Origin of the sequence: Verticiella alkaliphila, assembly GCF_018904615.1 — a bacterium.
Lineage (GTDB): Bacteria > Pseudomonadota > Gammaproteobacteria > Burkholderiales > Burkholderiaceae_B > Verticiella > Verticiella alkaliphila.
In genome coordinates this window covers 1-24,950 of the sequence record NZ_JADCNH010000039.1, presented here as the reverse complement: position 1 = coordinate 24,950, position 24,950 = coordinate 1, and the positions used below count along the sequence as shown (strand labels likewise).

Below are 24,950 nucleotides of genomic sequence, written 5' to 3'. Positions count from 1 at the left end.
CCATGAGCCACACACCCCTGCCCGGCAACCGGGACACGAGCTGGCTCGGCTGGCCGTTCTTCGACGCGCGCCATGACGAGCTCGGCCACACGCTGGATGCGTGGGCCGCGCAGCATGTGGCGAACGTGGATCACACCATCGACACCGACACCACCTGCCGCACCCTGGTGCGCACGCTGGGCGAGGCCGGCTGGCTGCGCTGGTGCGTGCCTGCGGGCCCGGATGGCAGTTGGGGCGGCAAGCTGCCCGAGATCGATTCGCGCGCGGTGTGCATCCTGCGCGAAACGCTGGGCTACTACGACGGCCTGGCGGACTTCGCCTTTGCCATGCAAGGCCTGGGCAGCGGCGCGATCTCGCTGGGCGGCTCGGACGCCATCCGCGCGCGCTACCTGCCGCGCGTGGCCGAAGGCAGCGCCATCGCCGCCTTCGCGCTGACCGAGCCGGACGCGGGCTCCGACGTGGCCGCCATGACGTGCACCGCGCGCCTGGACGGCGATCACTACGTGCTCGACGGCGCCAAGACCTGGATCTCCAACGGCGGCATCGCGGACTTCTATTGCGTCTTCGTGCGCACGGGCGAAGCGCCGGGCGCGCGCGGCATCAGCGCCTTCGTGGTCGATGCGAATACGCCGGGCCTGGATGCGTCCGAGCGCCTGGACGTGATCGCACCGCACCCGCTGGCCACGCTGCGCTTCACCAACTGCCGCGTCCCGGTAGGCAACCGCCTGGGCGAGGCCGGCCAGGGCTTCAAGCTCGCAATGCAGACGCTGGACATCTTCCGCGCCTCGGTGGCCGCGGCCGCCCTGGGCTTTGCCCGGCGCGCGATGGACGAGGGCGTGCAGCGCGCCCGCACCCGGCCGATGTTCGGCGGCACCCTGGGCGATCTGCAGCTCACGCAGGCCGCGCTCGGCGACATGGCCACGGCCATCGACGCCTCGGCCCTGCTCACGTATCGCGCCGCCTGGATGCGCGACGTGCAGGGCACGCGCACCACGCGCGCGGCCGCCATGGCCAAGATGACGGCCACGGAATCGGCGCAGGCGGTGATCGACCGCGCGCTGCAGATGTTCGGCGGCGCCGGGGTACAGTCCGGGATGATGGTCGAGCGGCTCTACCGCGAGATCCGCGCGCTGCGCATCTACGAAGGCGCGACCGAAGTGCAAAAGCTCATCATCGGCCGCGACATCCTCAAATCCTGACCGACTGATACCCACCGCATGCAACCCGCCCCGTTCGAATCCACCACCGCCATCCGCTTCGGTCATTGCGACCCGGCCGGCATCGTGTTCTATCCGCGCTATTTCGAGATGATCAACGCGCTGGTGGAGGACTGGTTCGAGCAGGGCCTGGGCATCAGCTTTCACGAGTTGCACACGGTGCGCGGCGTGGGCACGCCCACCGCCACCATCAACACGGATTTCCGCCGCCCCAGCCGCTGGAACGACACCATCCGCCAGCGCCTGACGGTGCGCCAGATCGGCTCGGCCTCCTTCGATGCCGAAGTCACCCTGAGCGGTGCCGAGGACGACCTGCGCGTGCGCGCAAGGCTCACCATCGTCACCGTGGATCTGGCCACCATCCGCCCCCGCTCGCTGCCCGAGGATCTGCGCGCTGCCATGCAGCGCTTCCTGATCCCCGAGCCCGCGCCGCTTTCATGACCACACTGGACGAGACCGCCATGGAATTTCTTCAACCGCCCGATTGGAAACCCCCGCGTGGCTACGCCAACGGCGTGCTGCATCGCATCCAGCCGGGCGACGCCCTGATCTTCGTGGGTGGGCTCATCGGCTGGAACGCCCAGCAGGAATTCGAGACCGACGACTTCGCACTGCAGGTGCGCCAGGCCCTGGCCAACGTGGTGGCCGTGCTCGCCGAGGGCGGCGCCAAGCCCGAGCACATCACCCGCATGACCTGGTACGTGAAGAACAAGCGCGAGTACGTGGCCGCCTATCCGGAGATCGGCAAGCACTACCGCGAGTTCATCGGGCGTCACTTCCCCGCGATGGCCGCCGTCGAAGTAGCCGACCTCGTCGAGGACCGGGCCAAGGTGGAGATCGAAGTCACGGCCTGCGTGCCCGGCGAATGACGTTCCTGTGGGCTAATGGTGCGTCCCTTATTTAAGGCAATACACGCATAAAAAGGGACGCACCACCCTCGCACAAGCGGTTTTTGACCTCTACAATGCGGCGATCACCCCCTGACGCCTCATTGGAGAGTTCTGCATGCCCGCGACCGAACGTCTGCCGTCCTACCTCGACGCCAACCATTTGGGCCCTTGGGGCACCTACCTGCAACAGGTGGACCGCGTCATCCCGTACCTGGGTTCGCTGGGTCGGTGGGCAGAGACGCTCAAGCGTCCGAAGCGGGCGCTGATCGTCGACGTGCCGATCGAGCTGGACAACGGTGAGATCGCACACTTCGAAGGCTACCGGGTCCAGCACAACACGTCACGAGGCCCCGGCAAGGGCGGCGTGCGCTTTCACCAGGACGTCACGCTCTCCGAAGTGATGGCGCTGGCTGGCTGGATGTCGATCAAGAACGCCGCCATCAACGTGCCCTTCGGCGGCGCCAAGGGCGGCATCCGGGTGGATCCGCGCGGCATGTCGCGTGGCGAGCTCGAGCGCATGACGCGTCGCTACACCAGCGAGATCGGCATCATCATCGGCCCGACCAAGGACATCCCGGCGCCCGACGTGAACACCAACGCCCAGACCATGGCGTGGATGATGGACACCTACTCCATGAACGAGGGCTCCACGGCCACGGGCGTGGTCACCGGCAAGCCCATCGCGCTGGGCGGCAGCCTGGGGCGCACCGAGTCCACGGGGCGCGGCGTGTTCGTGACGGCCTGCGAGGCGGCGGCGCGCCAGGGCGTGGATCTTCAGGGCGCCCGGGTGAGCATCCAGGGCTTCGGCAACGTGGGTGGCACGGCCGCCCGGCTCTTTCACGAAGCCGGCGCGCGCGTCGTCGCCGTGCAGGATCACACGGGCACCATCCACGCGCCGGGCGGCATGGACGTGCATGAGCTGCTCAAGCACATCCAGAGCACGGAAGGCGTGGCGGGCTTTCGCGGCGCCGAGGCCATCAGCAACAGCGACTTCTGGGGCGTGGAGACCGAGTTCCTGATCCCGGCCGCGCTGGAATCGCAGATCACGGCCGCCAACGCCGGCGACATCAAGGCACGCATCGTGGTCGAAGGCGCCAACGGGCCCACGACCCCGGCAGCGGACGACATCCTTGCCGAGCGCGGCATTCTCGTCGTGCCCGACGTCGTCGCCAACGCGGGCGGCGTGACGGTGAGCTACTTCGAGTGGGTGCAGGACTTCTCCAGCTTCTTCTGGTCCGAGGACGAGATCAACCAGCGCCTGGAGCGGATCATGAAGGATGCCTTCGCCGCCGTATGGCAGGTCGCGGGGGATCACAAGGTCTCGATGCGCACCGCCGCCTACATCGTGGCGTGCACGCGCATCCTGCAGGCGCGGGAAGTGCGCGGCCTCTACCCATAAGCCGTCCTGAACATGGCAAGTCGTCTGCCTCCAATGCCGGAGACGGCGATGAGCGCGGCCGTCATCGATGCACAATCCAACCGCATGACGAACTCATGCTTGGAATGGGCGATGACGCCGCATGGTGATGCACCACAATCGCAGGACCTCGATTTCCACTGCCCGGGTCTGGCTTGTTAAGGTGCGTAGGCTGCTCAGCAGGCTTGCTCCCGCCAGTTGTTCTTGCCTATCGTCTCTTACGGTGTCAGTGAAACGAAACTCAGGCCGGTGAGTTGAGCCGCCGCAGCGATCGCCGCCCTGGGATCATCGATCCCAACCACATGAACATCAACATTTGCCAAGTTGATGAGTCCTGACGACACCATGCGCCAGACTTCAGCCATCGTCTGGCTTTTATACATGCGCGAACCCTTGATTGTCAGACGTCGACGAAGGACTTCGCCATAGGGAAGGGGAACATCGCAGCGAGTGCCGCTCATCAGGACCATCGTGCCGCTGTCACGCATCGCTCCGAACCCCGCAAGAATGACGTCAGGATTGTCAGAACCGCCCACCGCATCTATTACGACATGGGGGGATGCGATCGACGAGATCCTCTTAGTGTTCTCTTCGACATTTCCAGACAGGACGACGATGGATACACGCTCATCCAAATCAGCCAGCCTCTGCAACGCCGGTTCGTTCCTCCCGGCGGCGATGACGCGCGATGCGCCTCGAGCGAGCGCCACCAAGACTGCCGCGCCACCCATTTGACCAGTGGCACCCAGGACAGCAACGACATCCCCGGGGCGTTGGTCTGATTGCACCACGCCTTCAGCAGCGATGGCGAGCCAAGTCAGAAAGCCGAGTTTCGCGACGGGCTCGGATGAGTCTGCGTAGCGCTCACCTTTAGGAAGGCGAGTGACGGCGGTCGCGGGTATGACCACCCTCTGTGCCATCGTCCCATCCCGCCATCCATCACGTATGGCTTTGACGGTTTCGGTCTCTGCGCCTTTGCCGCCTATTTCACCCAAACCCATCAGGACGTCCTCTGGGGAGTCTGCATTCCCGTTCTCCAACAAACAATCCAGGGAGACAAGATCGCCGCACTTCACCGAATGCACGTCGCCGGCGACCTCGCTTACTTTGCCGACGCCACCGGCCCCAATCACAAGGGGCACAGGCAGGGGGATCTCCGTGCTGTCCACCATTGCGGCCAGATACGCCGGTACATGGACGGCAAGGACGTCGACGACGATCGAGCCAGGCCGCAGGGTGGGATCAGGAAGTTCGACACATGCCAGAGGGCTGTCGAGAGTCTCTTTGTACCAGGCCTTCATTACGCTTTCCTTTGTCGCTCAGATTGCGTTGACGACAGATGCGGATTCGCACCCTTGAATCGTCGAACGGCGCCTCATCGATAGATGAGGTTGAGGAAAGACGTTATAAAATCTCAACCATTGTTGAGGTCAAGCGGTAACCTTGTAACTAACATGTTGGCGCGGAGAGCGTGATGGTGAAAGGCTTAACGGTTGGCGAAGTGGCACAGCGTAGCGGTGCGCCGGTATCGACCCTCCATTTCTATGAGACAAAAGGCCTCATTCAGTCTTGGCGAACCGATGGCAACCAGCGCAGGTACGCTCGCGACGTTCTTCGCAGAATAGCGGTGGTCCGTATCGCCCAGCGCGCAGGCATTCCGCTCGCCATGATCAAAGACCATCTCGATTCGCTACCGAGTGGCAAGCCCATTAGCGCAGGCGAGTGGCGAACCCTGACGATTGCTTGGCGCGCCGAGCTCAACCAAAGGATTGAGAAGTTGATACAACTTCGAGATCACATGGATCGATGCATTGGCTGTGGGTGCCTGTCGCTGTCGGACTGTCCGCTACGAAATGCAGATGATCGATTGGCAATGGAAGGGCCGGGCCCACGTCTGCTTGTCTCCGCGGGCGGTGAGGGCTGAGCCGTGCGAGCGACAGCAACTTAAGGCCTCAAGGCATGCGGCACCCACTAGAATGCCGCATGCCCCCGGTTTCCTCCCCTTCCGCCCCCGCCGGCCTACGCCCCGCCCAGCAGCAACGCAGTCAGGCCACCCTCGCGCGCATCCTGCGCGCAGCGCGGCAGCGGATCTCGCGCGCGGAGCTCGATGCCGTGTCGGTGAACGAGATCGTCAAGGCAGCGGGATGCTCGGTGGGCGCGTTCTACACGCGCTTCGAGAACAAGGAAGCCCTCTTTCGCGCCCTGGTGGCGGATATGCTGGCGGGTGGGCGGCGGCATCTGGATGCGATGTACGCCGACACGCCGGACGCAGATCTGCTCGATACCGTCGTGCACCAGGCGCTGCTGCGCACGCGTCGTCATGCCGGCATCCTGCGCTCTGCCATCAAGCTGGGCCTGACAGACCCTTCCGTGTGGGAGCCGATCCGCGCCTACGGGCAGGAGAATGCGACGCGACTGTGCAAGCGCCTTGCACGCCACGGCCCCGTGGACGAAACCCGCGTGCGCTTTGCCTTCCAGGTGCTGCACGGCAGCGTGCTCAATACCCTGCTGCACGATCCCGGGCCCTTGCGCCTGGACAGCCCGGCCTTCGCGCAGGAGCTGACCCGGGTCTTTCGGCTGGCCGTGGCGGCTGACTGAACCGGCCCGGCCAAGCCGCCTAGGTCACTTTGCCTGGAGCGACCTCGATGATTCAGGCGGCCTGGGCCTGCGTCGCAGTCGTATCGACATACGCCTGAAGCGCGCAGCCATCCAGTGTGATGCGGTGCATCACCCGGCGCTGCCCGTGGTAATCGTTGGCGGCGTTGTGCCAGGTCTTGCGGTTGTCCCACATGGCGATCGAGCCCGGGCGCCACGTGAAGCGGCAGGTGTGCTCGGGGCGCGCGGCATGGCGGTACAGATACTCCAGCAGCGGCTTGCTCTCGGCATCCGTCCAGCCCTCGAAACGCAGGGTGAAGATCGGGTTCACGTACAGCACCGGCTCGCCACTCTCGGGGTGCGCGATCACCACCGGATGCACGGCATCCACGGCGGCCGCGTCGGCGTTGCGGAACATCGCCTTGCCGGTTTCCTCTGCGAGCTTGGCCGAGCGGCTCTTGCGCCCGAACACGTGCTCGGCCGAATGCACGGCGCGCAGGCCCAGGAGTGTCTTCTGCAGCCCGGGCGAGAGTGTCTTGAAGGCCAGGCTCAGGTTGGCGAAGAGCGTGTCGCCACCAAACGCGGGCAGCTCGCGCGCCACGAGAATCGAGCCCATGGCCGGGACCTGGTCGTAGCTGTGATCGGTGTGCCAGTCGCCCCCGATGTTGGCGGTATCGAACTCGCCCTTGCTCACCGTGGCGATCTCGGGATATCCCTCGACCGGCACGAAGAAGCGGTTGACCACGATGTCGCTGAGCGAACGCGCGAGCGCCAGGTGCTGTTCGGGCGTGATGCGCTGATCGCGGAAGAAGACGACGCCGTGCTCGACATACGCCCGGCGGATCTCGGCCACCACCTCGGCAGACAGCGGTGCGTCCAGACGCACCCCATGGATCTCGGCCCCGCAGCCGCCCGACACGCGGCGAATTTCGATCGACATAGTCGCCCCTACTCACATTAAGAATCAGAATTCTAATTCTGTTTTTGGAGCTTGACCAGATTGTGCGGAAGCGACGGGGCTCCGCACGCGAATGGCAGATTACAACGCCGCCTGATTCACTCGCGCGGCTGCCGTTGCAGCGGCCTCCTTGCGCTCGCTGTACCGGTCCAGCAGGTACGGCATGGAGGCCCGCGACAACAACGTGAACTTCATCAGTTCCTCGACGACATCCACGATGCGATCGTAGTAGGGGGATGGCTTCATCCGGCCCGCTTCGTCGAACTGCTCATAGGCCTTGGCGACGGAGGACTGGTTCGGGATCGTCAGCATGCGCATCCACCTTCCCAGCACGCGCATCTGGTTGACGGCATTGAATGACTGAGAGCCGCCCGACACCTGCATCACGGCTAGGGTCTTGCCCTGCGTCGGCCGCACCGCGTCCAGGGCAAGCGGGATCCAGTCAATCTGCGTCTTCATCAGTCCACTCATGGCGCCATGGCGCTCCGGGGAGCTCCACACCATCCCCTCCGCCCATTGGACCAGCGCGCGCAGCTCCTGAACCTTCGCATGCCCGTCGCCGACATCGTCCACGAGAGGCAGGCCTGCCGGGTTGAAGATGCGGACCTCGCCGCCCATGGCCTCCAGCAGCCGGCCGGCTTCCTCGGCAACCAGGCGACTGTACGAGCGCGCGCGCAGGGAGCCATAGAGCAACAGAAACCGGGGCGCGTGCGATGGGACGACGCTCGGGAACAGCTCGGCGGGGTCCGGCCGTCGAAACACGGATCCGTCCAGGTTGGGCAATCGCCTCGCAAGCTCAGACACGGCGCCCCTCCTCATCGATCACCCGCTCGCCGTCCTCCTTGGTGAACGCGCCACGTTGCGGCCGCGGGAGGATGTCCAGCACGACTTCTGATGGGCGACAGAGACGGGTGCCCAGGGGCGTCACAACGAACGGCCGATTGATGAGGAGAGGGTACTGGAGCATGAAATCGATCAACGCCTCATCCGTCCACGTCGGATCCGCCAGGCCCAGCTCGTCGTATGGTGTGCCCTTCACCCGCAGCGCTTCACGCACGGACAATCCTGCCGCGTCCACGAGCTGCTCGAGCGTCTGCCGATCGGGAGGTGTCTGCAGGTACTCAATGATGATCGGGTCTTCCCCACTGTTGCGGATCAGCGCAAGCGTATTGCGCGACGTGCCGCACGCGGGATTGTGATAGATGGTGATGGAACTCATGAAGTCCTCGGCATTTGATTGTGGCGCCCGTCACGCTCGTACCAGCCGCGGCTGCGGTTCACGATGCGCACCACCAGGAGCATCACGGGCACCTCGATGAGCACTCCGACCACGGTCGCCAGGGCAGCACCTGAGTGAAAGCCAAAGAGGCTGATCGCGGCAGCCACCGCCAGTTCGAAGAAATTGCTGGCGCCGATGAGCGCAGAAGGGCACGCAATGCTGTGCTTCTCGCCCAGGCGGCGATTCAACCAGTACGCGAGGCCGGAATTGAAGAACACCTGAATCAGGATCGGCACCGCAAGGATGACGATCACGAGCGGCTGCTGCATGAGTGCCCGCCCCTGGAATGCGAAAAGCAGAACCAGCGTGAGAAGCAAAGCCCCCATCGACAGGGGCCCCAACCTGGCGGTCACGCGATCGAACGCGCCACCGCCTCGACGCAGAAGAGCACGCCGCCAGAGTTGCGAGGCAATCACCGGGATGACGATATAGAGCCCGACCGAGACGAGCAGCGTGTCCCAAGGCACCGTGATGGACGACAGGCCGAGCAGCAGCCCCACGATCGGCGCGAAGGCGAACATCATGATCGTGTTGTTCAGCGCCACCTGGGACAGCGTGAAAACCGGGTCGCCGCCAGTGAGCCGGCTCCACACGAACACCATCGCCGTGCACGGCGCCGCGGCTAGCAGGATCAGGCCTGCCACATAGCTGTCCAATTGATCTGCCGGTAGCCAGGCGGCGAACACGTGACGAACGAAAAACCAGGCCAGCAGCGCCATCGAGAACGGCTTGATGGCCCAGTTGATGAAGAGCGTCACGCCGATACCGCGCCAGTGTTGCTTGACCTGCCCGAGTGCAGCGAAGTCGATCTTCAACAGCATCGGAACGATCATGACCCAGATCAGGAGCCCGACCGGAAGATTGACCTGCGCGAGTTCAAGCCGACCGATGGCTTGAAAAACGTCCGGCGCGAGCTGGCCCATGCCGACGCCGACAACGATGCATAGCGCAACCCACAACGTCAGGTGACGCTCGAAGACATTCATGGCGGCGCTGCTGGAACGGGATACGCCGACGCCCCGAGACGCTGCTGGCATGGATTCACCTTGTCCCGATGCGACTCAGTTCCGTTCTCAGAGACAACGCGTCCATGCGATCCAACGGAAGAGACAGGAAGAGCTCGATACGACGGCGCAGTGTGAGGGCCACGTCGAAAAAGGCCTGGCGTTGCTGATCCTCCGTACCGCATACCGCTGCCGGGTCCGGGACACCCCAATGCGCCGTGACCGGTCTGCCAGGCCAAAGCGGACACGCTTCGCCAGCAGCGCTGTCACACACCGTGAAGATGAAATCAAACACGGGCGCATCCGGCCCCGCGAACTCGTCCCAGCTCTTGCTGCGATACCCGTCGGTCGGGATGTGCAACCGCGCGAGGGTGGACAGCGCCAGCGGATGCACCTGACCCTTTGGTTGGCTGCCGGCAGACCAGGTCTGAAAGCGTCCCTTGCCCAACTCGCGGAGAATACCTTCCGCAAGGATGGATCTGGCAGTATTGCCTGTGCAAAGGAAAAGCACGTTGTAAGTCCGATCGATCATGGTCAGCACTCGCACGATTGGGATGGGGCCAGCTCGCAGACACCGCCCTCACAGCAGTGCTCGGTCAGATAACCGATGACGCCATTCATCTGGTCATACGCGGCGCGGTAGAGGAGATTGCGCCCCTGCTGCTCGCTCGTGACCAACCCGGCGTGGGCAAGCTCCTTCAAGTGAAAGGACAGGGCGTTGCGTGCAATCTCCAGCCGCTGGGCCAGCACGCTGGGCGTGAGGCCGTCAGGCCCCGCCACCACGAGCGCGCGAAACGCTCGCAACCGCTGGGGGTGAGCGAGGGCGGAAAGGGCGGAGACAATCTGATTCTCATCCATGAATCAATGATACATGAATTATTGAATTAATGGGCGCGTTTGCTGGATGAGAGTGTGACGCGCCGCAGACAGGGCTAGGGACGTGCTATCGCAGAAGCAGATTCGGCACACGGCGCGGTCGCGGTTTCCAGCGTCGCGATCCATCGCATGGCGTGCTCACGATCGCTACCGCACATGCTTGCACTAGGCTGGAGCGAGCCACACACCGCCGGGCGATCCGGGTGGCCGAAGATGCGGCAGCGCTCGTGCGCGTCGAGCTGCACACAGCGCACGCCCGCGGGCTTGCCGTGCGGCATGCCGGGAATCGGCGAGGAGATGGAAGGCGCGGTGCAACAGGCACCGCAGCCGGCGCGACAGTCCATGGCGTCAGAGAAAGAGGTGGGTAGCCCGGTGGCGCGGGCGCACGCGGCGCGTTGAAGCCCGCGCGGCCGACAGGGTAGCATTGCCGCCATGACGCGCCCCATTCTCGACGGTATCCGCATTCTCGAACTCGGCCAGTTGATCGCCGGCCCCTTCGCCGCCCGTACGCTGGCGGACTTCGGCGCCACGGTCATCAAGATCGAACCGCCCGGTCAGGGCGATCCGCTGCGCAAGTGGCGTCTGCTGCATGAGGGCACCTCGGTCTGGTGGGAGGCGCAGTCGCGCAATAAGCAATCGGTGTGCGTGGATCTGCGCCAGCCCGAAGGTCAGGACACGGTCCGCCGTCTGGCCGCGCAGGCCGACGTGCTGATCGAGAACTTCCGGCCCGGCACGATGGAAAAGTGGGGCATGGGCTGGGAGGCCCTGCACGCGCTCAACCCCAGGCTCATCATGCTGCGGGTGTCGGGCTATGGTCAGACGGGCCCGCGCCGCGACGAGCCGGGCTTTGCGGCCGTGGGTGAGGCCATGGCGGGGCTGCGCTATCTGACAGGTGAACCGGGGCGACCGCCCGTGCGCGCGGGGCTGTCGCTGGGCGACACCATCGCCGGGCTGCACGGTGCGCTGGGCGTGTTGCTCGCCCTGTACGAGCGCGATGTGCGTGGCGGCCAGGGGCAGATGATCGACGCGGCGCTCTACGAGAGCGTCTTCAACCTGACGGAAAGCCTGTTGCCGGAATATTCCGTGTTCGGCGCGGTACGCGAACCCGCCGGGGCCAGTCTGCCCGGCATCGCGCCCTCCAGTGCATACCCCTGCGCCGACGGCAGCTATGTGCTCATCGCGGGTAATGGCGACGGCATCTTCAAGCGCCTCATGCAACGCATTGGACGGGTGGACCTGGCCGAGGACCCCACTTTGGCGCACAACGACGGCCGGGTGGCGCGCACGGCCGAGATCGACGGCGTGATCGGTGCCTGGACGACCAGCCATACGCTGGACGACGTGCTGGCAGCCATGCGCGAGGCCGACGTACCCGCTGGCCGCATCTACTCAATCCGCGACATTGCCGAAGATGCGCACTACCGCGCGCGCGGCGCCATTGCGACGGTGACCTCGGCCCGCGGCTTGGACGTGGAGATGCCTGCGGTGGCTCCGCACCTGTCCTCGACACCGGGCGGCATCCGCCAGCGCGCACCGCTGCTGGGCGAGCACACGGATGCCGTACTGCGCGAGGCGGGGTTGGACGACGAGACGATCGCCCGCCTGCGCTCGACGGGGGTGGTTGGCTAGCGACGGGCGTGGCTCAATTCCCGTCGGGCGCGAAGCCGAAGGCCTTCAGCACCTCGGCTTCGGTCATCGTCTTGGTCGGGTTGGCGAACGCATACCAGTCCGGCTTCTTGTCGATGTAGATCTCGGTGGTGAAGGCGAAATCCGCGTTCTCCTGGAAGAGCCCGGCGCTGAGCATGTACGCCTGCGTCTGCAGGAACAGGTAGTACAGATGCGTGCCGCAGTGCTTGCAGAAGGCCCGACGCGCCCACTCAGAAGACGCGTACTCGGTGACCGCGTCCTTGCCCTCGATCTGGACGTCCTTTGCCTCGGTGGCGAAGAACGGGCCACTGCTCCAGCGACGGCACATGCTGCAATGGCAGGCGTCGGCATGCGGATGCGGGGCCTTGGCCGATTCCGCCGTCACGGTGACGGCGCCGCACAGACAATGTCCTTTCATCAATGTCTCCCCAGGAGGCGGCCGGCGCGGCCTGCCCGGCAGGGCGGCGTCACGGCAGGCCTTAGCCGACCATCCTAGCGCATCCGATGCGCAGGTGTCGTGACATCCTGGCCGTCAGCGGCGGCAACGCCAGCATGGTGCCGGCGAAGACATGGGCCTGCACGCCTGCGGGCATCCCGGACGCCAGCCACCAGGCCAGCACGCACGCCGGCGCCATGCTCGCGAGCATGAGTCCGGCGCGCAGGGCCAGCCCGCCCCAACCTGCGCGCGACCCGCCCTGGGGCGCCAGGAGGCACATCGCCAGCATGGCCAGCGCGGTGGCCGGAAACGCCAACAGGTGCGTGTCCAGGCGCAGCGCCATGGCCAAGAGCGCAGCCACGGAATCTGCGCTGGCGCAGCGTTCGAGATAGGCCCAGGCCCGCGGCGAGCCACCGTCGAGCACGACAGCCGTCGTCGCCAAGGCGGCGAGGAGCAGCCACCGCAGCAACGGGCTTGACGCTGCCGACGCGAGCCATGGGCGTCGTCCGGCAGAGGCCTGCCAGGTGGCGGCCCAGCCTGCCCGGACCGCTGGGCCTACCGGCTGCCGCAGCACGATTCCGCCGCATCCGGCGTGGCATCGGGCGCGGCGCTCGTCTCGTCGCAGCAATTGCCGGCCAGCGCCGAGGCGATCACGCCGCTGTGGTTGCAGCAGCCGCCCTTCCACCACTGCGCGCCCTCACCCTGGCAGTACTTGTCGTCCGCCCCGGTCATGCGCATGAACATCGGGTGGTATTCGCGGCACACCTCCAGCTCGGTCTTGACCCAGTGCAGCGGGTCGCGCGCGTAATGTTCCCAATAATCGCCCGCCATGTTGATGCCGGGCACGGCCGGGTTCCAGCTCTCGTCCAGCCAGAGGTCCGCGTCGCCATACTTCTCGCAGAGCTTGCGGATCTGCGGGTCGTCCAGCGCCTGCAGGCGGCCATTCTCGATGACGTTCTCGTTGTCGCCGGAACGCTCCACCGTGTAGTTGGGAAAGTACAGATGCAGGTGCCAGTGGCCCACCAGCAGGCCCTGGCGGGCGGCCTCGCGCTCGGCCATCGATGAAATGATGGTGCCAAAGCCCATGTGGATCACGCCGGAACGCACGCGCTCGTACAGGCAGTTCACGAAGCCGGAGGGAAAATCCTTGCGCGGACGGTGGATGTGCGGGTTGGTGCCGATGGAGGCTTCCCACCAGTGCATGATGCCCTTGCCCGGGAAGGTCGGATACTGCACGTCGCGGGTGCGCTCCATCACGTCGCGCAGCTTGTCGCCGAATTCACCGCCCTCGTTGATCTGCGTGATGCGCGAGTTCTCGACGATCAGTTGCGTCCAGTCCACCGGCGCGATGTGGTTGGTGGTGCCGGCGATCACGCCGCAGGCATCCTCCTTGGTGGGATGGAACATCCATGGCCGGCCGGTGATGTGACCCGGCAGATAGGTCTTGCCGAAGTGCTCGTTGCCGCGCCACGTGGCCGCGACCAGGTCCGGGTGATAGAACTCGCGTTTGGCGTCCCAGTACTCGTCGTGGTTGGTGAAGGAGAGATCCGTGCCTTCCGGATCCGTGATGCGCACGCGCCTGGCGCCGCGGATGCGGTCCCACGTCCAGCGGTCGATGGCGTTGATCACCTCGATGGGCATCGCATGCGCGGGCGAGGCCAGGATCTCGGGCGTGATGAAGGGCATGCGCTGGATCTTCACGAGGCGCTCGGCGAGCACCGGGCCGCCGTAGCCCATCAGGATCTTCTCGTAGGTCTGCTTCTTCTCTTCCTCCTCCCACATGTCCATCCATTCGGCGAGCTCCTTGGTGCGAAAGAGGTAGTACTCCACCTCGTCCGAGCCCACCCACTGCTTGATGGGGCCGCGATCGATGCGCTGGATGTCGTATTTGACCTTGTACTTCTCCAGGATCTTCTGGCAGGCCTGGATGGTGAGCTCGCTGTGCCAGTTGTCCACGCGCAGCAGCACGCGCTCGCCTTCCTTCAGATCCCAGCAGGCGTTCAGGCCGTGGTTGTAGGGGCGACGTGCCACGTGCTCCAGGTACGGGAGCAACTGATCCGCGTTCGTCACCTCCACGAAGGGTGGGCAGCGCGGACGCCGTGAATCGATCAGGGGCGGCGATGCGTAGTGGGGCAATCCTTGGTGCGGTTTGGTGGGTGATTGTCGGGTCATGGCTGTCCTCAAGGAAGAAAGGCGGTCCGGCATCTGGCGCGTGGCAAGCGCATGCGCCAGTGGCGGCGCCAGGCACGCTCCTGCAAGCGTGGCCTGCACCGCCTGCTCGGGTATCAGTCGATGCGTGCGCCGGATTGCTGGACGACGTCGCCCCAGCGCTTCATCTCGGCCTGCACGAAGGTGGAGAAATCGGCGGGGCTGCTGGGTGCCACCTGGGCGCCGCGCTCGCGCAGCTGGGCCTGCAGAGCAGGATCGGCGAGCACCTTGTGAATGGCGGATTCCAGGCGCTGCACCACGGGCATGGGCGTGCCCGCCGGCACGAAGATGCCGTCCCACGCAGCGATGGCGTAGCCCTTCACACCGGCCTCCTGCATCGTGGGCACATTCTCGAAGCCTGGCACACGCTCGGCAGTGCTGACGGCCAGGGCTGTGACGCGGCCGCCTTTCACCTGTGGCGCGGTGTTGGGAATGACGTCGATCATCATGTCGACCTGACCACCCATCACATCGGCGATGGCCAGTGCGCCGCCGCGGTAGGGAATGTGCAGGATCTGCGTGCCCGCACCGGTGTTGAGCAGCTCCAGCGCGAGGTGCGAGGTGGTGCCGTTGCCGGCCGAGGCCGCTGTGAACTTGCCGGGGTTGGCCTTGGCCTGGGCGATCAGGTCCGCCACGCTCGCGGCCGGGAAGTTGGGCCGCACCACGAAGAGCGCGCCGATCTGCGTGAGCTGCGAGACCGGCGTGAAATCCTTGGGCGAAAAACCCGGGGACGTGTACAGGGCATGGTTGATGGCGAAGGTGCCATTGGTGCCGTAGAGCAGCGTATAGCCGTCCGGCGCCGCGCGGGCGGCGCTGGCCGAGCCGATGTTGCCGCCCGCACCCGGCAGGTTCTCCACCACGATGGGCTGGCCGAGCTCGCTTTCGACCCTCGTCATGACCAGCCGCGCCAGGGTGTCTCCCCCACCACCCGCGGGAAAGGGCACGACCAGCCGCATGGGCTTGCTGGGGTACTCCGCCGCCATGGCTTGCGGGGCAACGAGGCTCACGGCCAGGCTGCCGCTGGCCAACAGGCCACTGCAGACAAGGGTGCGAAGCGCGGCGGCAGGATGCCGCCGGGCGCGGCCGGGGGATGCGTCGAACGTCATGGTTTGTCTCCTGAGTGGCCTGGATGGCCCTTTTTTGCATGCAATAAATCCGATTCTGCGCTGCATTTCCGTCTTTATCAACATTTTTGCATGCAAAGCACCGGAAACACCTGGGTGGACTTCCAGCGTTCGGCCGTTTCTGCATGCCATAATCCCGACACCGGCGGCCCGTTGCCGCCCCGGACGATGGAAAGCTTTTGAGTTCACAGATCGAACGCGTCACGATGGAACTGCGTCGTCGCCTGCTCGCGGCCGAGTTGCTGCCGGGCGAGCGCATCCGCGAGGTGCAGTTCGCCACCGAACTGGGCGTCTCGCGCACGCCGCTGCGGCTTGCCCTGAGCCAGCTCGCCGCCGAAGGCCTGCTCGAGCGCCTGCCCACGCGCGGCTTTCGCGTGCGGCCGTTCACGCTGGCCGAGGTCACCATGGCCATCGACGTGCGCGGCACGCTCGAGGGCATGGCGGCGCGTCTGGTGGCCGAAGCCGGCGCCTCGGACGCATTGCTGCGCACCTTGCAGGACTGCGTGCGTGAAGGGCAGGCCGTGATCGCCGCCGCCACCGAGACCGGCGAGCCGGTGGATACGGGCCGCTGGGCGGCCATGAACGTGCGCTTTCACGACGCGCTCGTGGAGGGCGCCGGCAATCCGGCGCTGGTGTCGGCTGTCGCGCACATTGCCAAGAACCCGATGGCCGCCCCGGGGGCGCTCGGCGTAAGTGGTGTCCAGCCGCTGGTCGAACTCGCCTTCGTGCAGCGCGCACAGTTCGATCATGAGGATGTCGTGCGCGCCATCAGTGCGGGCGAAGGCAGCCGCGCCGAATCCATCATGCGCGAGCACGCGCATCGCAGCCGCGACAACAAGCGCATCCTGGTACAGGCCCTGCAGCAACGCGGCGACCCCACCTGAGCGCCCTGCCGCCCCACCATGCGCCGCCTCATCGCCCACCTCGACATGGATGCCTTCTACGCCTCCGTGGAGTTGCTGCGCCGTCCGGATCTGCGCGGCCTGCCCGTGGTGGTGGGCGGGCGGCGACGCGTGGCGGCCGACACCGGCGTGGCGGAATTTCCGCGGCTGCGTGACTACGTGGGACGCGGCGTGGCGACCACGGCAAGCTATGAGGCACGCGCGCTCGGCGTGCACTCGGCCATGGGTCTCATGAAGGCGGCTGCCCTGGCCCCGGACGCCTTGCTCCTGCCCGCCGATTTCGACGAATACCGCCGGCAGTCGCACAACTTCAAGGCGGCCGTCGCCGCCCTGGCACCCGTGATCGAGGACCGCGGCATCGACGAGATCTACATCGACCTCACCGAGGTGCCCGGCGCGCAGGACATGACGCCCGACGATCGGCTGGCCGGGGCGCGGGCGCTCGCGCACCGGCTGCAGGCCGCCGTGCGCGAAGCCACCGGCCTGAGCTGCTCGATCGGCGTCACGCCCAATAAGCTGCTCTCCAAGATCGGCTCGGATCTGAAAAAGCCCGGCGGCGTCACCGTGCTGGACGAAGCCGACATTGCCTCACGCATCTGGCCGCTGCCCGTGGGCCGCATCAACGGCATCGGCCCGAAGGCGCGCGAGCGACTCGATGGCATGGGCATCCGCACCATCGGGGAACTCGCCGCGGCCGAGCCCGCCTGGTTGATCGCCCGCTTCGGCAAATCCACCGGCCAATGGATGCACGAAGCCGCCCACGGACGCGACGACAGGCCCGTCGTCACCGAACGCGATCCCAAGTCCGTGAGCCGGGAGACCACGTTCGAGCGCGACCTGCATGTGCGTCAGGACCGTTCCCGCCTCACCGAGATCTTCACCGGGCTATGCGAGAAGGTCGCGAGTGACCTCACGCGGCACCATCTGGTCGGGCGCACCATCGGCATCAAGCTGCGCTTCGACGACTTTCGCACCGTGACCCGGGATCTCACCTTGGAAGCCTATACCGCCGACGCCCAGGCGATCCGCGCCGCGGCAGGACAATGCCTCAAGCGGATCCCGCTCACGCGACGCATCCGGCTGCTGGGCGTGCGGGTGGGCACCTTGCTGAGCGCTGACGAGCACGCCTTGCTGCAGGCCGGCCGGCCTGCAGGCACCGAACGCGACACCCTGCCACTCTTTCCCGACCTGATCGACTGAGCTGCCCCGAGTGCGAGCGCAAGCTGCACGCCGCACCTTGCTCAGCCGACCTGCGATACTGGCGCACCACACCGCCGACGCTGCCAGGAATCGACCACCATGCTGGATCTCCTCTTCACAGGATGTACCCTGCCCGATGGCCGCACCGGCATGAGCGTGGCCGTCCAGAACGGCCACATCGTCGAGGTGGCGCCTGGCTTCACGGCCCCGGCGCACGAGACGATCGATGCAGCGGGCCAGCTGCTCAGCACGCCCTTCGTGGATGCGCATTTCCACATGGATTCGACGCTCTCCTACGGGCTGCCGCGCGTGAATCAGTCTGGCACCCTGCTCGAAGGCATCGCGCTTTGGGGCGAGCTCAAGCCCACGCTCGTGCAGGACGCCATCATCGAGCGCGCCCTCGCCTACTGCGACTGGGCCGTGGCGCGCGGCATCCTGGCCATCCGCACGCATGTCGATGTGTGCGATCCCCGCCTTCTGGCGGTCGAAGCCCTGCTGCACGTGCGTGAACGCGTGCGCGACTATCTCGATCTGCAGCTGGTGGCCTTTCCCCAGGACGGCTTCCTGCGTGCGCCGGGCGCCCAGGACAACCTGGTCCGCGCGCTGGACATGGGGGTGGACGTGGTGGGCGGCATCCCGCACTTCGAGCGCACCATGGCCGACGGCGCCGACGCCGTGCGCGCGCTGTGCACGCTTGCGGCCGAGCGTGGGCTGCGCGTGGACATGCACTGCGACGAGAGCGACGATCCGCTGTCGCGGCACATCGAGACGCTGGCGTCGGAGTCACATCGCCTTGGATTGCACGGACGCGTGGCGGCGTCGCATGCGACCTCCATGCACTCCATGGACAACTACTATGTCTCCAAGCTGCTCCCTCTCCTCGCCGAGTCTGGCCTCGCCGTGATCGCCAATCCGCTCATCAATATCACGCTGCAGGGCCGGCACGACACCTACCCCAAGCGGCGCGGCATGACCCGCGTGCCGGAATTGATGGCGGCAGGCGTGCCGGTCGCCTTCGGCCAGGATTGCGTGATGGACCCGTGGTACGCGCTGGGCTCCGGCGACATGCTCGAGGTGGCGCACATGGGCCTGCATGTCGCACAGATGACCTCGCGCGATGGCATGGCGGCGTGCTTTGACGCGGTGACGCGCGTGCCTGCGCAGGTGCTGGGCCTGAGCCATGTCGGCCTGGTACCCGGCTGCCGGGCGGATTTCGTTCTGCTGCAGGCGCGCGATGCCGTCGAAGCGCTGCGCTTGCGCGCCACCCGGCTGGGCGTGTGGCGCGCGGGCCGTCGGCTGGCGAGTACCCCCGCGCAGAGCACGGCGTTGCACCTGCCCGGCCGCCCGGGCAGCGTATCCTTCCAGCACGGCTGACGCGACGGTTCGCAGGCCTTGCGGCGCATCACCGGGCGTCGATGCGGCGAGCGCCCCGCCCGCTCTGTGCCCTCCCGGGTGCTACGATGGCCTGATCTTCTGCGCCGCCGTGTTCGGCGGCCTCTTGCGCCTCGTCCCGTGCCTGCCTGGAAAACCCACCCCCATTTCCCTGACCCTGACGCCTGGAATGCGCTCGCGGGTGACGACCCGACGCTGAACGCCGCCTTTCTTGCGGCCATGCAGGCGAGCGGTTCGGCCAGCGCGGATTCGGGCTGGCAGCCCCTGCACCTCGCGCGCGAGGACGGCAGCGCGATGCTGCCGCTCTATGCCAAGGGTCATTCCTACGGCGAGTACGTCTTCGATCACGGCTGGGCGGATGCCATGCATCGCGCAGGGCTGAACTATTACCCCAAGCTGCTGACGGCCGTGCCCTTCACGCCGGCCACGGGCCGACGCCTGCTGGCAGGCCCCGATGCGGACCTCGCGCCCTTGGCCAAGGAGGCCTTCTCGGCCGTGCGCCAGCTGGCCAAGCGGGCCGGCGCCTCGTCCTGGCACGTGCTCTTTCCGGATGACGACGAAGTCCCCGCCTGGACTGACGCCGGCCTGCTGCACCGCCTGGGCTGCCAGTACCACTGGTTCGATCGCGGCTACGGCGACTTCGAGGGTTTTCTGGGACATTTCCGCCAGAGCCGGCGCAAGAATCTGAAGCGTGAGCGCCGCCTGGTGGCCGACCAGGGCGTGCAGCTGCGCACGCTCGACGGCACGCAGCTCGAGCCACATCACTGGGAAGTGTTCTGCGCGTGCTACCGCGCCACCTACGCCAAGCGCTCCGGGCATGCGGGCTATCTGAACGATGCGTTCTTTGCGGCGATCGCGCGCGAGATGCCCGAGAACATCGTGATGACGCTGGCGACCTACGACGGACAGACAGTGGCGGCGGCGCTGTGCCTGCGCTCGGACGACACCTTGTATGGCCGGTACTGGGGGGCGCTTGCCGAGTTCGACAACCTGCACTTCGAGGCCTGCTACTACCAGGGCATCGAGTACTGCCTCGCCAACGGCCTGACCCGCTTCGACCCGGGTGCGCAGGGCGAGCACAAGATCCCGCGCGGCTTCGAGCCGGTGATCACGCACTCTTTTCACTGGCTGGCCGACCCGCGTCTGGCCCGCGCCGTCGAACACTTCCTGGACGAGGAGCGCGAACACATCCTCGCCTATGCGGAAGACGCGCGCAGCCTGTTGCCGTTTCATCGTGCGGATAGCCAATGCGCATAAATATGCGCATAATCGGGGTGCATAGCCTTACCTCAGGAGCGCCGCCATGCCAGCCGACCTGCTAGTACGCACCACCCTGCGCCGCGCCACCAACATTTCGCTGCCGGTGGACCTTTGCGAAGAAGCCAAGGCACTGGGCATCAACTTGTCGCAGACCGTGGAGCGCATGCTTCGGCAAGCGATCCGCGAAGCACGAGACCAAGCCTGGGAGCGCGAACACGCGAGCTTTGTCGAGGCCTACAACCAAACCATCGAGGCGGAAGGCACCCCCCTGGCAGCCTGGCGGTCTTTCTGACGTGGCGCGTTTCGACATCTACGTCACACCAGGCGGCACGTCAGCGCACACACCCTTCCTGATCGATGTGCAAAGCAATCATCTGCGCGGGCTCGCGACGCGCGTTGTCGTCCCGCTTCGACGCCTTGATCGTTTTCCGGCCGTTGTCCTGCCACCGGACCTCACACCGACGTTCACGGTCGCGGGCCAAGCCTGCTTCCTCGACACCCCAGCCATGGCAGCGGTGCCGACGCGCGAACTCGGACATGCCATTGGCTCGGCGCAGTCCAGAGCCGACGACATCCAGAACGCATTGGATCGCCTTTTCGGCGGCTTCTGAACCTACCCCGCCGCCCACGTCAACGCGACGCGTCCGCGCGTGAGATCCGACACCACCGCACTTGCCTGCGATGTGGCCGCCGCTGGCGCCTGCACAGTCAATCGCGCGCCCTCGGCATGGAAACCATCCTCGCTCACGGTGGCACCGAGCTCGACCAGGCGGGCCCGCAGGCGCGGCAACTCGGCGAACGTGCAGTCGAACGCGGCCTGCAATAGCGGCACCCACGGCCGCTTGTCGGCCAGGCGCAGGCAGGCAGCAGCGCAGCCACCGTAGGCGCGCACCAGCCCGCCGGTGCCCAGCAGCACGCCACCGAACCAGCGCGTGACCACGACGACGACGCGGTCGCAGTCCTGCCCTTCGATGGCCTGGAGAATGGGCCGGCCTGCCGTGCCCCCGGGCTCCCCGTCATCGTGGTAGCGGTAGTTGCCGCCGATGCGGTAGGCCCAGCAGTTGTGGTTGGCCGTGGCATCGCTCACCGTCGCCACGAAGGCCAGGGCGGCGGCCGGGTCGTCGATCGGCGCGGCCTGCGCGACGAACCGGCTCTTGCGCACCTCCTCTCGGTGCTCGGCCGGGCCCGTCAGGGTCAAGACGGTGCTCATCGGCCGCGCACCGCCAGCGAAGAAAGGAAATCAGGCATGCCGGCATTGTAGGCATGCCGCCTTGCCTCAATCGATCTTCACACCGGCTTCGCGAATCGTGCGGGCCCAGCGCGCCATGTCTTCGGTGAGGAAGACCTTGAACTCGGCCGGTGGCATCGCCTCGGGGATGAAGCCGGTCGCGGCAATCTTCTCGCGTGTCGCTGGCTCGGAGAACGCGGCCACGGTCACGTCCACCAGCCGGGCGACGATCGGTGCCGGCGTGCCCGCCGGCACGAAAAGCGCCGTCCAGGCATCGGCCTCCACGCCCCGGATGTCGCGCTCGCTCAGGGTCGGCACCTCGGGCAGCGCCGCGCTGCGATCGGGCGAGGCAACAGCGAGCGCCACCATGCCGCCGTTACGGATCAGCGGCAGCACGCTCGGCGTGGTCGCGAAGGCGGCATCGATGTGCCCGCCCATGAGGGACTGCGCCACGTCGCTCGCGCCCTTGAAGGGGATGTGCGACATCGGCACGCCCGCACTGCGCTTGAACATCTCGGCGATCAGGTGCGAGGCCGAGCCATTGCCGCTCGAGCCGTAGTTCAGCTGGCTGCCGGGTTTGCGCGCGAGCGCGAGGAACTGCGCCAGCGTCTGCACGCCCAGATCCTTGCGCACCACGAGCACATGCTGCAGACGGCCCAGCCGAGCGATCGGCTCGAAGTCCTTCACGGCGTCATAGCCGAGGTCCGGGTACAGGGCGCTGTTCGCGCCATGCGTCTGGTTGGTGCCGAGCATGAGGGTGTAGCCGTCGGCCTTGGCCTGCGCAGCCTGGCGCGTGCCGATCGCGGCCGAGCCGCCGGGCACGTTGACGACGATGGCGGGTTGGCCGAGGCGATTCTGATAGACCTCCGCGGCGGTGCGTGCGACCACTTCGAGCGTGCTGCCAGCCGGATACGGCACGATGATGCGCAAGGGCTGGCTCGGATACTCGGCGGCCTGCAGCGGCAGGGCCGCGCTCGCCAGGGCAAAGAGGGCACCGGCGGCAAGCCAGCGGCGTCGGGGCATGGACATGAGTGTCTCCTTGTTGTGATCGCGCCCGGCGTCCGACCGGGCGCGGGAAAATCAGACCGCCAGGTAGCCGCCGTCCACGGCCAGCACCGCGCCAGTCACGTAGGCGGCCATGGGCGAGGCGAGGAACACGACCGGGCCCACCACATCCTCGGGCCGGCCGAAGCGCGCCAGCGGGATGCGCGCGAGCAGACGCTCGCTGCGCTCGGGATCGTCGCGCGAGCTCTGCGTCATCGCGGTCTCGATCACGCCGGGGGCGATGGCGTTGACCCGGATGCCGTGTGGCGCGAGCTCCAGGGCCGAGACCTTGGTGAGCATCTGCGCGGCGGCCTTGGAGGTGGAGTAGGCAATCGACTGGGCCGATGCCTGGTTCGCTGCGATGGAGGACAGGTTGATGATGCTGCCCCGCGTGAGCTTGAGCGAGGGCAGGCAGGCGAGCGTCATGTGCCGGATGCCGTCGACGTTGACGGCCATGGCCCGGCGCCACCAGTCGTCGCGATCGGCGCTGTCGAAGACGTGCCGGGGGCGGATGCCGGCGTTGTTGACCAGGACGTCCACGGGTCCTACCGCCGCGCGCACCTGCTCGGCCACGCGCGCGCAGGCAGCGGCATCGGTGACATCCAGCGCATGGGCCTGGGCACAGCCGCCAGCCTCGCGAATGGCCTGCGCCACGGCTTCGGCACCGTCACCGTCGCGGTCGGTGACTACGGCCACGGCGCCCTCTCGTGCCACGCCGTGAGCGATGGCCTCCCCGTTGCCACGCGCGGCTCCGGTCACGATGACGATGCGGTTCTCCAGCAGCACGGCGCTCTCCTCAGATCGGAGAGGTCACCTTACGGCCTGCGGCACTGGCGCGCGGTATCGCTGGCTACATTTGGACGGGATCTTCTGCCGCGCTCGCGTTCGGGCCATGGATGACGCGCGCGTCGCCCCGGTGACGGTGTCACGCCAGCCCGGCGCGCTGACGCAATCCGGCGGCGTCGCGTACCTCGACCGCCCGCGAATGCGTGGCGATCAACCCGTCATCGGACAGGCCCTTGAGCGCGCGGGTGACACTGACACGGCTGAGCCCCGCCATGCAGGCGAGTTGGGCGTGGGTCAGGCGCACGGCGGGGTCCGTCTGGGCAAGCCGCGCGAGCAGGCCGGCCACGCGCACCTGCGGGCTGTCACCCGTGAAACTGAGCAACTTGCCGATGAGCCCGCGGTGCTTGATCCCGAGCAACTGGATCAGGCTCACCGCCAGTGAGGGGTCGACGGCGAAAGCCGCCTGCAAGGCCTGCGCGCCGACCTGCGTGACGACGCCCGACGTCACCGCCGTGGCCGTGACATAGCGCGGGGTATCGAGGAACGCCGAGGCCTCGCCGAAGATGGCGCCAGGCCCGAAGATCTCGAGCAACAGACTGCTGCCATCGGGCCGCACCACGTGGGTGTGGATCACGCCAGAGCGCACGAGGTAGACGTCACCATGGCGATCGCCCTGGGCGTACAGGACGTCGCCCGCCTTCACGGCACGCGTGCGGCCCAGATCGGGGCGGCTGAACCACGCCGCGCCCAGTTCGCGTGCCGCGTCCCACGCGGCATAGGTCGAGCGGCCTGCCAAGCGTCCTCCCGCAAGCGCCGGCCGGCGGCGCCGGCCCAGCTCGATTCTAGCCAGCCCGCCTGCCCTTGTCGCGTCTGTCAGGCCGACAGATACCCGCCATCGACGGCCACTACCGTGCCCGTCACATAGGTGGCAAGCGAGGAAGCCAGGAACGCCACGGGCCCGGCGATCTCTTCCGGACGGCCATAGCGGCGCATCGGCACGCGGCGCAGGATGTAGGCGACGTGCTGCGGATCGGCACGTGTCTTCTCCGTCATGCGTGTCTCCATGACGCCGGGCGCCACTGCATTGACGCGGATGCCCAGGGGCGCGAGCTCGAGCGCCATCACGCGCGTGAGCATCTCCACCGCAGCCTTGGAGGTGGAGTATGAGATGCCGCCCGGCGACGCACGCGAAGCCGAGATTGACCCGACATTCACGACGTTGCCCTGGGTGTGCTGCAACACATCCTGGAAGGCCAGGATGGTGTTGCGCACGCCATCGAGGTTGATGTCCATGGCGTCGCGCCAGGCCTGGTCCCGATCCGGGCTGTCGAAGGCGTGCTTGGGGCGGATGCCGGCGTTGTTCACGAGGACGAAGCGTTCGCCCTCGGGCAGATCCAGCGTGGCGGCGAGTGCGGCGCAAGCCGCCGCGTCGCGCACGTCCAGGGGGTGGGCGCGGGCGCGCCCACCCGCGGCTCGATGCGTGTGGC

The 24,950-nt window shown here is 66.8% G+C and carries 30 protein-coding genes; 13 read left to right on the top strand and 17 right to left on the bottom strand.

Annotated features, from left to right (window positions below):
- Positions 1-2: 2 nt before the first annotated feature.
- The 4 genes from IMZ29_RS18605 to IMZ29_RS18590 all read left to right on the top strand — a co-directional run bounded on the left by IMZ29_RS18605 (position 3) and on the right by IMZ29_RS18590 (position 3,506).
- Positions 3-1,199 carry an acyl-CoA dehydrogenase family protein gene (locus tag IMZ29_RS18605; RefSeq protein WP_216186878.1) on the top strand — a complete coding sequence of 399 codons (1,197 nt, stop codon included), beginning with the start codon at positions 3-5 and terminating at the stop codon, positions 1,197-1,199.
- An 18-nt stretch (positions 1,200-1,217) separates the two neighbouring features.
- Positions 1,218-1,658: an acyl-CoA thioesterase gene (locus IMZ29_RS18600; RefSeq protein WP_216186876.1), complete on the top strand. Its 441-nt coding sequence runs from the start codon at positions 1,218-1,220 to the stop codon at positions 1,656-1,658.
- Positions 1,659-1,678: 20 nt separating this feature from the next.
- Positions 1,679-2,086 carry a RidA family protein gene (locus IMZ29_RS18595; RefSeq protein WP_216186874.1) on the top strand — a complete coding sequence of 136 codons (408 nt, stop codon included), beginning with the start codon at positions 1,679-1,681 and terminating at the stop codon, positions 2,084-2,086.
- A 136-nt stretch (positions 2,087-2,222) separates the two neighbouring features.
- A complete protein-coding gene (locus tag IMZ29_RS18590) occupies positions 2,223-3,506 on the top strand; it encodes a Glu/Leu/Phe/Val family dehydrogenase (RefSeq protein WP_216186872.1) in 1,284 nt (427 codons plus the stop codon).
- A 236-nt stretch (positions 3,507-3,742) separates the two neighbouring features.
- Here the strand turns inward: IMZ29_RS18590 and IMZ29_RS18585 are convergent, their stop codons facing one another.
- A complete protein-coding gene (locus tag IMZ29_RS18585; protein WP_216186870.1) occupies positions 3,743-4,825 on the bottom strand; it encodes an MDR/zinc-dependent alcohol dehydrogenase-like family protein in 1,083 nt (360 codons plus the stop codon).
- A 173-nt stretch (positions 4,826-4,998) separates the two neighbouring features.
- Here IMZ29_RS18585 and soxR point away from each other — a divergent pair, with 173 nt between their 5' ends.
- Both soxR and IMZ29_RS18575 read left to right on the top strand, forming a co-directional pair.
- The gene (gene soxR, locus IMZ29_RS18580; protein WP_216186869.1) at positions 4,999-5,448 is read left to right on the top strand and encodes a redox-sensitive transcriptional activator SoxR; all 450 of its coding nucleotides are present in this window, start codon (positions 4,999-5,001) and stop codon (positions 5,446-5,448) included.
- Between the two features lie 59 nt (positions 5,449-5,507).
- The gene (locus tag IMZ29_RS18575; protein ID WP_216186867.1) at positions 5,508-6,122 is read left to right on the top strand and encodes a TetR/AcrR family transcriptional regulator; all 615 of its coding nucleotides are present in this window, start codon (positions 5,508-5,510) and stop codon (positions 6,120-6,122) included.
- A 52-nt stretch (positions 6,123-6,174) separates the two neighbouring features.
- On the opposite strand, the gene IMZ29_RS18570 is transcribed toward IMZ29_RS18575, so the two are convergent.
- From IMZ29_RS18570 to IMZ29_RS18540, 7 genes are all read right to left on the bottom strand, one after another.
- Positions 6,175-7,059 (bottom strand): TauD/TfdA dioxygenase family protein, encoded by an 885-nt coding sequence (locus IMZ29_RS18570; protein WP_253207261.1) that lies wholly within the window; start codon positions 7,057-7,059, stop codon positions 6,175-6,177.
- A 99-nt stretch (positions 7,060-7,158) separates the two neighbouring features.
- Positions 7,159-7,881, bottom strand: a complete 723-nt coding sequence (gene arsH / locus IMZ29_RS18565) for an arsenical resistance protein ArsH (RefSeq protein ID WP_371820351.1) — start codon at positions 7,879-7,881, stop codon at positions 7,159-7,161.
- Positions 7,874-8,296: an arsenate reductase (glutaredoxin) gene (gene arsC, locus IMZ29_RS18560; RefSeq protein WP_216186862.1), complete on the bottom strand. Its 423-nt coding sequence runs from the start codon at positions 8,294-8,296 to the stop codon at positions 7,874-7,876. The genes arsH and arsC overlap by 8 nt, the downstream gene beginning before the upstream one ends.
- Complete coding sequence (gene arsB / locus IMZ29_RS18555; RefSeq protein ID WP_216186860.1) at positions 8,293-9,393, bottom strand: ACR3 family arsenite efflux transporter; 1,101 nt, start codon at positions 9,391-9,393, stop codon at positions 8,293-8,295. Before arsB ends, arsC begins: the two co-directional genes overlap by 4 nt.
- A gap of 4 nt (positions 9,394-9,397) precedes the next feature.
- The gene (locus tag IMZ29_RS18550; protein WP_216186859.1) at positions 9,398-9,892 is read right to left on the bottom strand and encodes an arsenate reductase ArsC; all 495 of its coding nucleotides are present in this window, start codon (positions 9,890-9,892) and stop codon (positions 9,398-9,400) included.
- Between the two features lie 2 nt (positions 9,893-9,894).
- Positions 9,895-10,218, bottom strand: a complete 324-nt coding sequence (locus IMZ29_RS18545; protein ID WP_216186857.1) for an ArsR/SmtB family transcription factor — start codon at positions 10,216-10,218, stop codon at positions 9,895-9,897.
- Positions 10,219-10,292: 74 nt separating this feature from the next.
- Positions 10,293-10,580, bottom strand: a complete 288-nt coding sequence (locus IMZ29_RS18540; RefSeq protein WP_216186855.1) for a YkgJ family cysteine cluster protein — start codon at positions 10,578-10,580, stop codon at positions 10,293-10,295.
- 88 nt (positions 10,581-10,668) lie between these two features.
- On the opposite strand from IMZ29_RS18540, the gene IMZ29_RS18535 reads away from it, so the two are divergent.
- The gene (locus tag IMZ29_RS18535; protein ID WP_216186853.1) at positions 10,669-11,865 is read left to right on the top strand and encodes a CaiB/BaiF CoA transferase family protein; all 1,197 of its coding nucleotides are present in this window, start codon (positions 10,669-10,671) and stop codon (positions 11,863-11,865) included.
- A 13-nt stretch (positions 11,866-11,878) separates the two neighbouring features.
- Here the strand turns inward: IMZ29_RS18535 and IMZ29_RS18530 are convergent, their stop codons facing one another.
- The 4 genes from IMZ29_RS18530 to IMZ29_RS18515 all read right to left on the bottom strand — a co-directional run bounded on the left by IMZ29_RS18530 (position 11,879) and on the right by IMZ29_RS18515 (position 15,633).
- A complete protein-coding gene (locus IMZ29_RS18530) occupies positions 11,879-12,301 on the bottom strand; it encodes a GFA family protein (protein ID WP_216186851.1) in 423 nt (140 codons plus the stop codon).
- 61 nt (positions 12,302-12,362) lie between these two features.
- Positions 12,363-12,680, bottom strand: a complete 318-nt coding sequence (locus IMZ29_RS18525) for a hypothetical protein (protein ID WP_216186849.1) — start codon at positions 12,678-12,680, stop codon at positions 12,363-12,365.
- Positions 12,681-12,874: 194 nt separating this feature from the next.
- Positions 12,875-14,491 (bottom strand): hypothetical protein, encoded by a 1,617-nt coding sequence (locus tag IMZ29_RS18520; RefSeq protein WP_216186847.1) that lies wholly within the window; start codon positions 14,489-14,491, stop codon positions 12,875-12,877.
- Between the two features lie 113 nt (positions 14,492-14,604).
- Positions 14,605-15,633: a Bug family tripartite tricarboxylate transporter substrate binding protein gene (locus IMZ29_RS18515; RefSeq protein ID WP_216186845.1), complete on the bottom strand. Its 1,029-nt coding sequence runs from the start codon at positions 15,631-15,633 to the stop codon at positions 14,605-14,607.
- A 197-nt stretch (positions 15,634-15,830) separates the two neighbouring features.
- On the opposite strand from IMZ29_RS18515, the gene IMZ29_RS18510 reads away from it, so the two are divergent.
- From IMZ29_RS18510 to IMZ29_RS18485, 6 genes are all read left to right on the top strand, one after another.
- On the top strand, positions 15,831-16,535 hold the full coding sequence (locus tag IMZ29_RS18510; RefSeq protein ID WP_216186843.1) for a GntR family transcriptional regulator: 705 nt from the start codon (positions 15,831-15,833) through the stop codon (positions 16,533-16,535).
- Between the two features lie 18 nt (positions 16,536-16,553).
- The gene (gene dinB / locus IMZ29_RS18505; RefSeq protein WP_216186841.1) at positions 16,554-17,753 is read left to right on the top strand and encodes a DNA polymerase IV; all 1,200 of its coding nucleotides are present in this window, start codon (positions 16,554-16,556) and stop codon (positions 17,751-17,753) included.
- A 99-nt stretch (positions 17,754-17,852) separates the two neighbouring features.
- Positions 17,853-19,127 (top strand): amidohydrolase family protein, encoded by a 1,275-nt coding sequence (locus tag IMZ29_RS18500; RefSeq protein WP_216186839.1) that lies wholly within the window; start codon positions 17,853-17,855, stop codon positions 19,125-19,127.
- Positions 19,128-19,265: 138 nt separating this feature from the next.
- Positions 19,266-20,402, top strand: a complete 1,137-nt coding sequence (locus IMZ29_RS18495; RefSeq protein ID WP_216186837.1) for a GNAT family N-acetyltransferase — start codon at positions 19,266-19,268, stop codon at positions 20,400-20,402.
- A 46-nt stretch (positions 20,403-20,448) separates the two neighbouring features.
- Entirely contained in the window at positions 20,449-20,697 is a 249-nt protein-coding gene (locus IMZ29_RS18490) for a type II toxin-antitoxin system CcdA family antitoxin (RefSeq protein ID WP_216186835.1), read from the top strand.
- A gap of 1 nt (position 20,698) precedes the next feature.
- Positions 20,699-21,016, top strand: a complete 318-nt coding sequence (locus tag IMZ29_RS18485) for a CcdB family protein (protein ID WP_216186833.1) — start codon at positions 20,699-20,701, stop codon at positions 21,014-21,016.
- A 2-nt stretch (positions 21,017-21,018) separates the two neighbouring features.
- On the opposite strand, the gene IMZ29_RS18480 is transcribed toward IMZ29_RS18485, so the two are convergent.
- The 5 genes from IMZ29_RS18480 to IMZ29_RS18460 form a co-directional block, all read right to left on the bottom strand.
- A complete protein-coding gene (locus IMZ29_RS18480) occupies positions 21,019-21,615 on the bottom strand; it encodes an IMPACT family protein (protein ID WP_216186831.1) in 597 nt (198 codons plus the stop codon).
- Between the two features lie 66 nt (positions 21,616-21,681).
- Positions 21,682-22,662, bottom strand: coding sequence for a Bug family tripartite tricarboxylate transporter substrate binding protein (locus IMZ29_RS18475; protein WP_253207260.1), 981 nt, complete (start codon positions 22,660-22,662; stop codon positions 21,682-21,684).
- A 51-nt stretch (positions 22,663-22,713) separates the two neighbouring features.
- Positions 22,714-23,463, bottom strand: a complete 750-nt coding sequence (locus IMZ29_RS18470; protein WP_216186829.1) for an SDR family NAD(P)-dependent oxidoreductase — start codon at positions 23,461-23,463, stop codon at positions 22,714-22,716.
- A gap of 139 nt (positions 23,464-23,602) precedes the next feature.
- Positions 23,603-24,259, bottom strand: a complete 657-nt coding sequence (locus IMZ29_RS18465) for a Crp/Fnr family transcriptional regulator (RefSeq protein ID WP_253207259.1) — start codon at positions 24,257-24,259, stop codon at positions 23,603-23,605.
- A gap of 77 nt (positions 24,260-24,336) precedes the next feature.
- On the bottom strand, positions 24,337-24,950 hold a 614-nt coding region (locus tag IMZ29_RS18460; protein WP_216186827.1), incomplete at its 5' end, for an SDR family NAD(P)-dependent oxidoreductase.

Bases quoted from the DNA above. Each gene is read 5' to 3' on its own strand.
- IMZ29_RS18605 (WP_216186878.1), top strand. From the start codon at position 3: ATGAGCCACACACCCCTGCCCGGCAACCGGGACACGAGCTGGCTCGGC.
- IMZ29_RS18600 (WP_216186876.1), top strand. From the start codon at position 1,218: ATGCAACCCGCCCCGTTCGAATCCACCACCGCCATCCGCTTCGGTCAT.
- IMZ29_RS18595 (WP_216186874.1), top strand. From the start codon at position 1,679: ATGGAATTTCTTCAACCGCCCGATTGGAAACCCCCGCGTGGCTACGCC.
- IMZ29_RS18590 (WP_216186872.1), top strand. From the start codon at position 2,223: ATGCCCGCGACCGAACGTCTGCCGTCCTACCTCGACGCCAACCATTTG.
- IMZ29_RS18585 (WP_216186870.1), bottom strand. From the start codon at position 4,825: ATGAAGGCCTGGTACAAAGAGACTCTCGACAGCCCTCTGGCATGTGTC.
- soxR (WP_216186869.1), top strand. From the start codon at position 4,999: ATGGTGAAAGGCTTAACGGTTGGCGAAGTGGCACAGCGTAGCGGTGCG.
- IMZ29_RS18575 (WP_216186867.1), top strand. From the start codon at position 5,508: ATGCCCCCGGTTTCCTCCCCTTCCGCCCCCGCCGGCCTACGCCCCGCC.
- IMZ29_RS18570 (WP_253207261.1), bottom strand. From the start codon at position 7,059: ATGTCGATCGAAATTCGCCGCGTGTCGGGCGGCTGCGGGGCCGAGATC.
- arsC (WP_216186862.1), bottom strand. From the start codon at position 8,296: ATGAGTTCCATCACCATCTATCACAATCCCGCGTGCGGCACGTCGCGC.
- arsB (WP_216186860.1), bottom strand. From the start codon at position 9,393: ATGCCAGCAGCGTCTCGGGGCGTCGGCGTATCCCGTTCCAGCAGCGCC.
- IMZ29_RS18550 (WP_216186859.1), bottom strand. From the start codon at position 9,892: ATGATCGATCGGACTTACAACGTGCTTTTCCTTTGCACAGGCAATACT.
- IMZ29_RS18545 (WP_216186857.1), bottom strand. From the start codon at position 10,218: ATGGATGAGAATCAGATTGTCTCCGCCCTTTCCGCCCTCGCTCACCCC.
- IMZ29_RS18540 (WP_216186855.1), bottom strand. From the start codon at position 10,580: ATGGACTGTCGCGCCGGCTGCGGTGCCTGTTGCACCGCGCCTTCCATC.
- IMZ29_RS18535 (WP_216186853.1), top strand. From the start codon at position 10,669: ATGACGCGCCCCATTCTCGACGGTATCCGCATTCTCGAACTCGGCCAG.
- IMZ29_RS18530 (WP_216186851.1), bottom strand. From the start codon at position 12,301: ATGAAAGGACATTGTCTGTGCGGCGCCGTCACCGTGACGGCGGAATCG.
- IMZ29_RS18520 (WP_216186847.1), bottom strand. From the start codon at position 14,491: ATGACCCGACAATCACCCACCAAACCGCACCAAGGATTGCCCCACTAC.
- IMZ29_RS18515 (WP_216186845.1), bottom strand. From the start codon at position 15,633: ATGACGTTCGACGCATCCCCCGGCCGCGCCCGGCGGCATCCTGCCGCC.
- dinB (WP_216186841.1), top strand. From the start codon at position 16,554: ATGCGCCGCCTCATCGCCCACCTCGACATGGATGCCTTCTACGCCTCC.
- IMZ29_RS18500 (WP_216186839.1), top strand. From the start codon at position 17,853: ATGCTGGATCTCCTCTTCACAGGATGTACCCTGCCCGATGGCCGCACC.
- IMZ29_RS18490 (WP_216186835.1), top strand. From the start codon at position 20,449: ATGCCAGCCGACCTGCTAGTACGCACCACCCTGCGCCGCGCCACCAAC.
- IMZ29_RS18480 (WP_216186831.1), bottom strand. From the start codon at position 21,615: ATGAGCACCGTCTTGACCCTGACGGGCCCGGCCGAGCACCGAGAGGAG.
- IMZ29_RS18475 (WP_253207260.1), bottom strand. From the start codon at position 22,662: ATGTCCATGCCCCGACGCCGCTGGCTTGCCGCCGGTGCCCTCTTTGCC.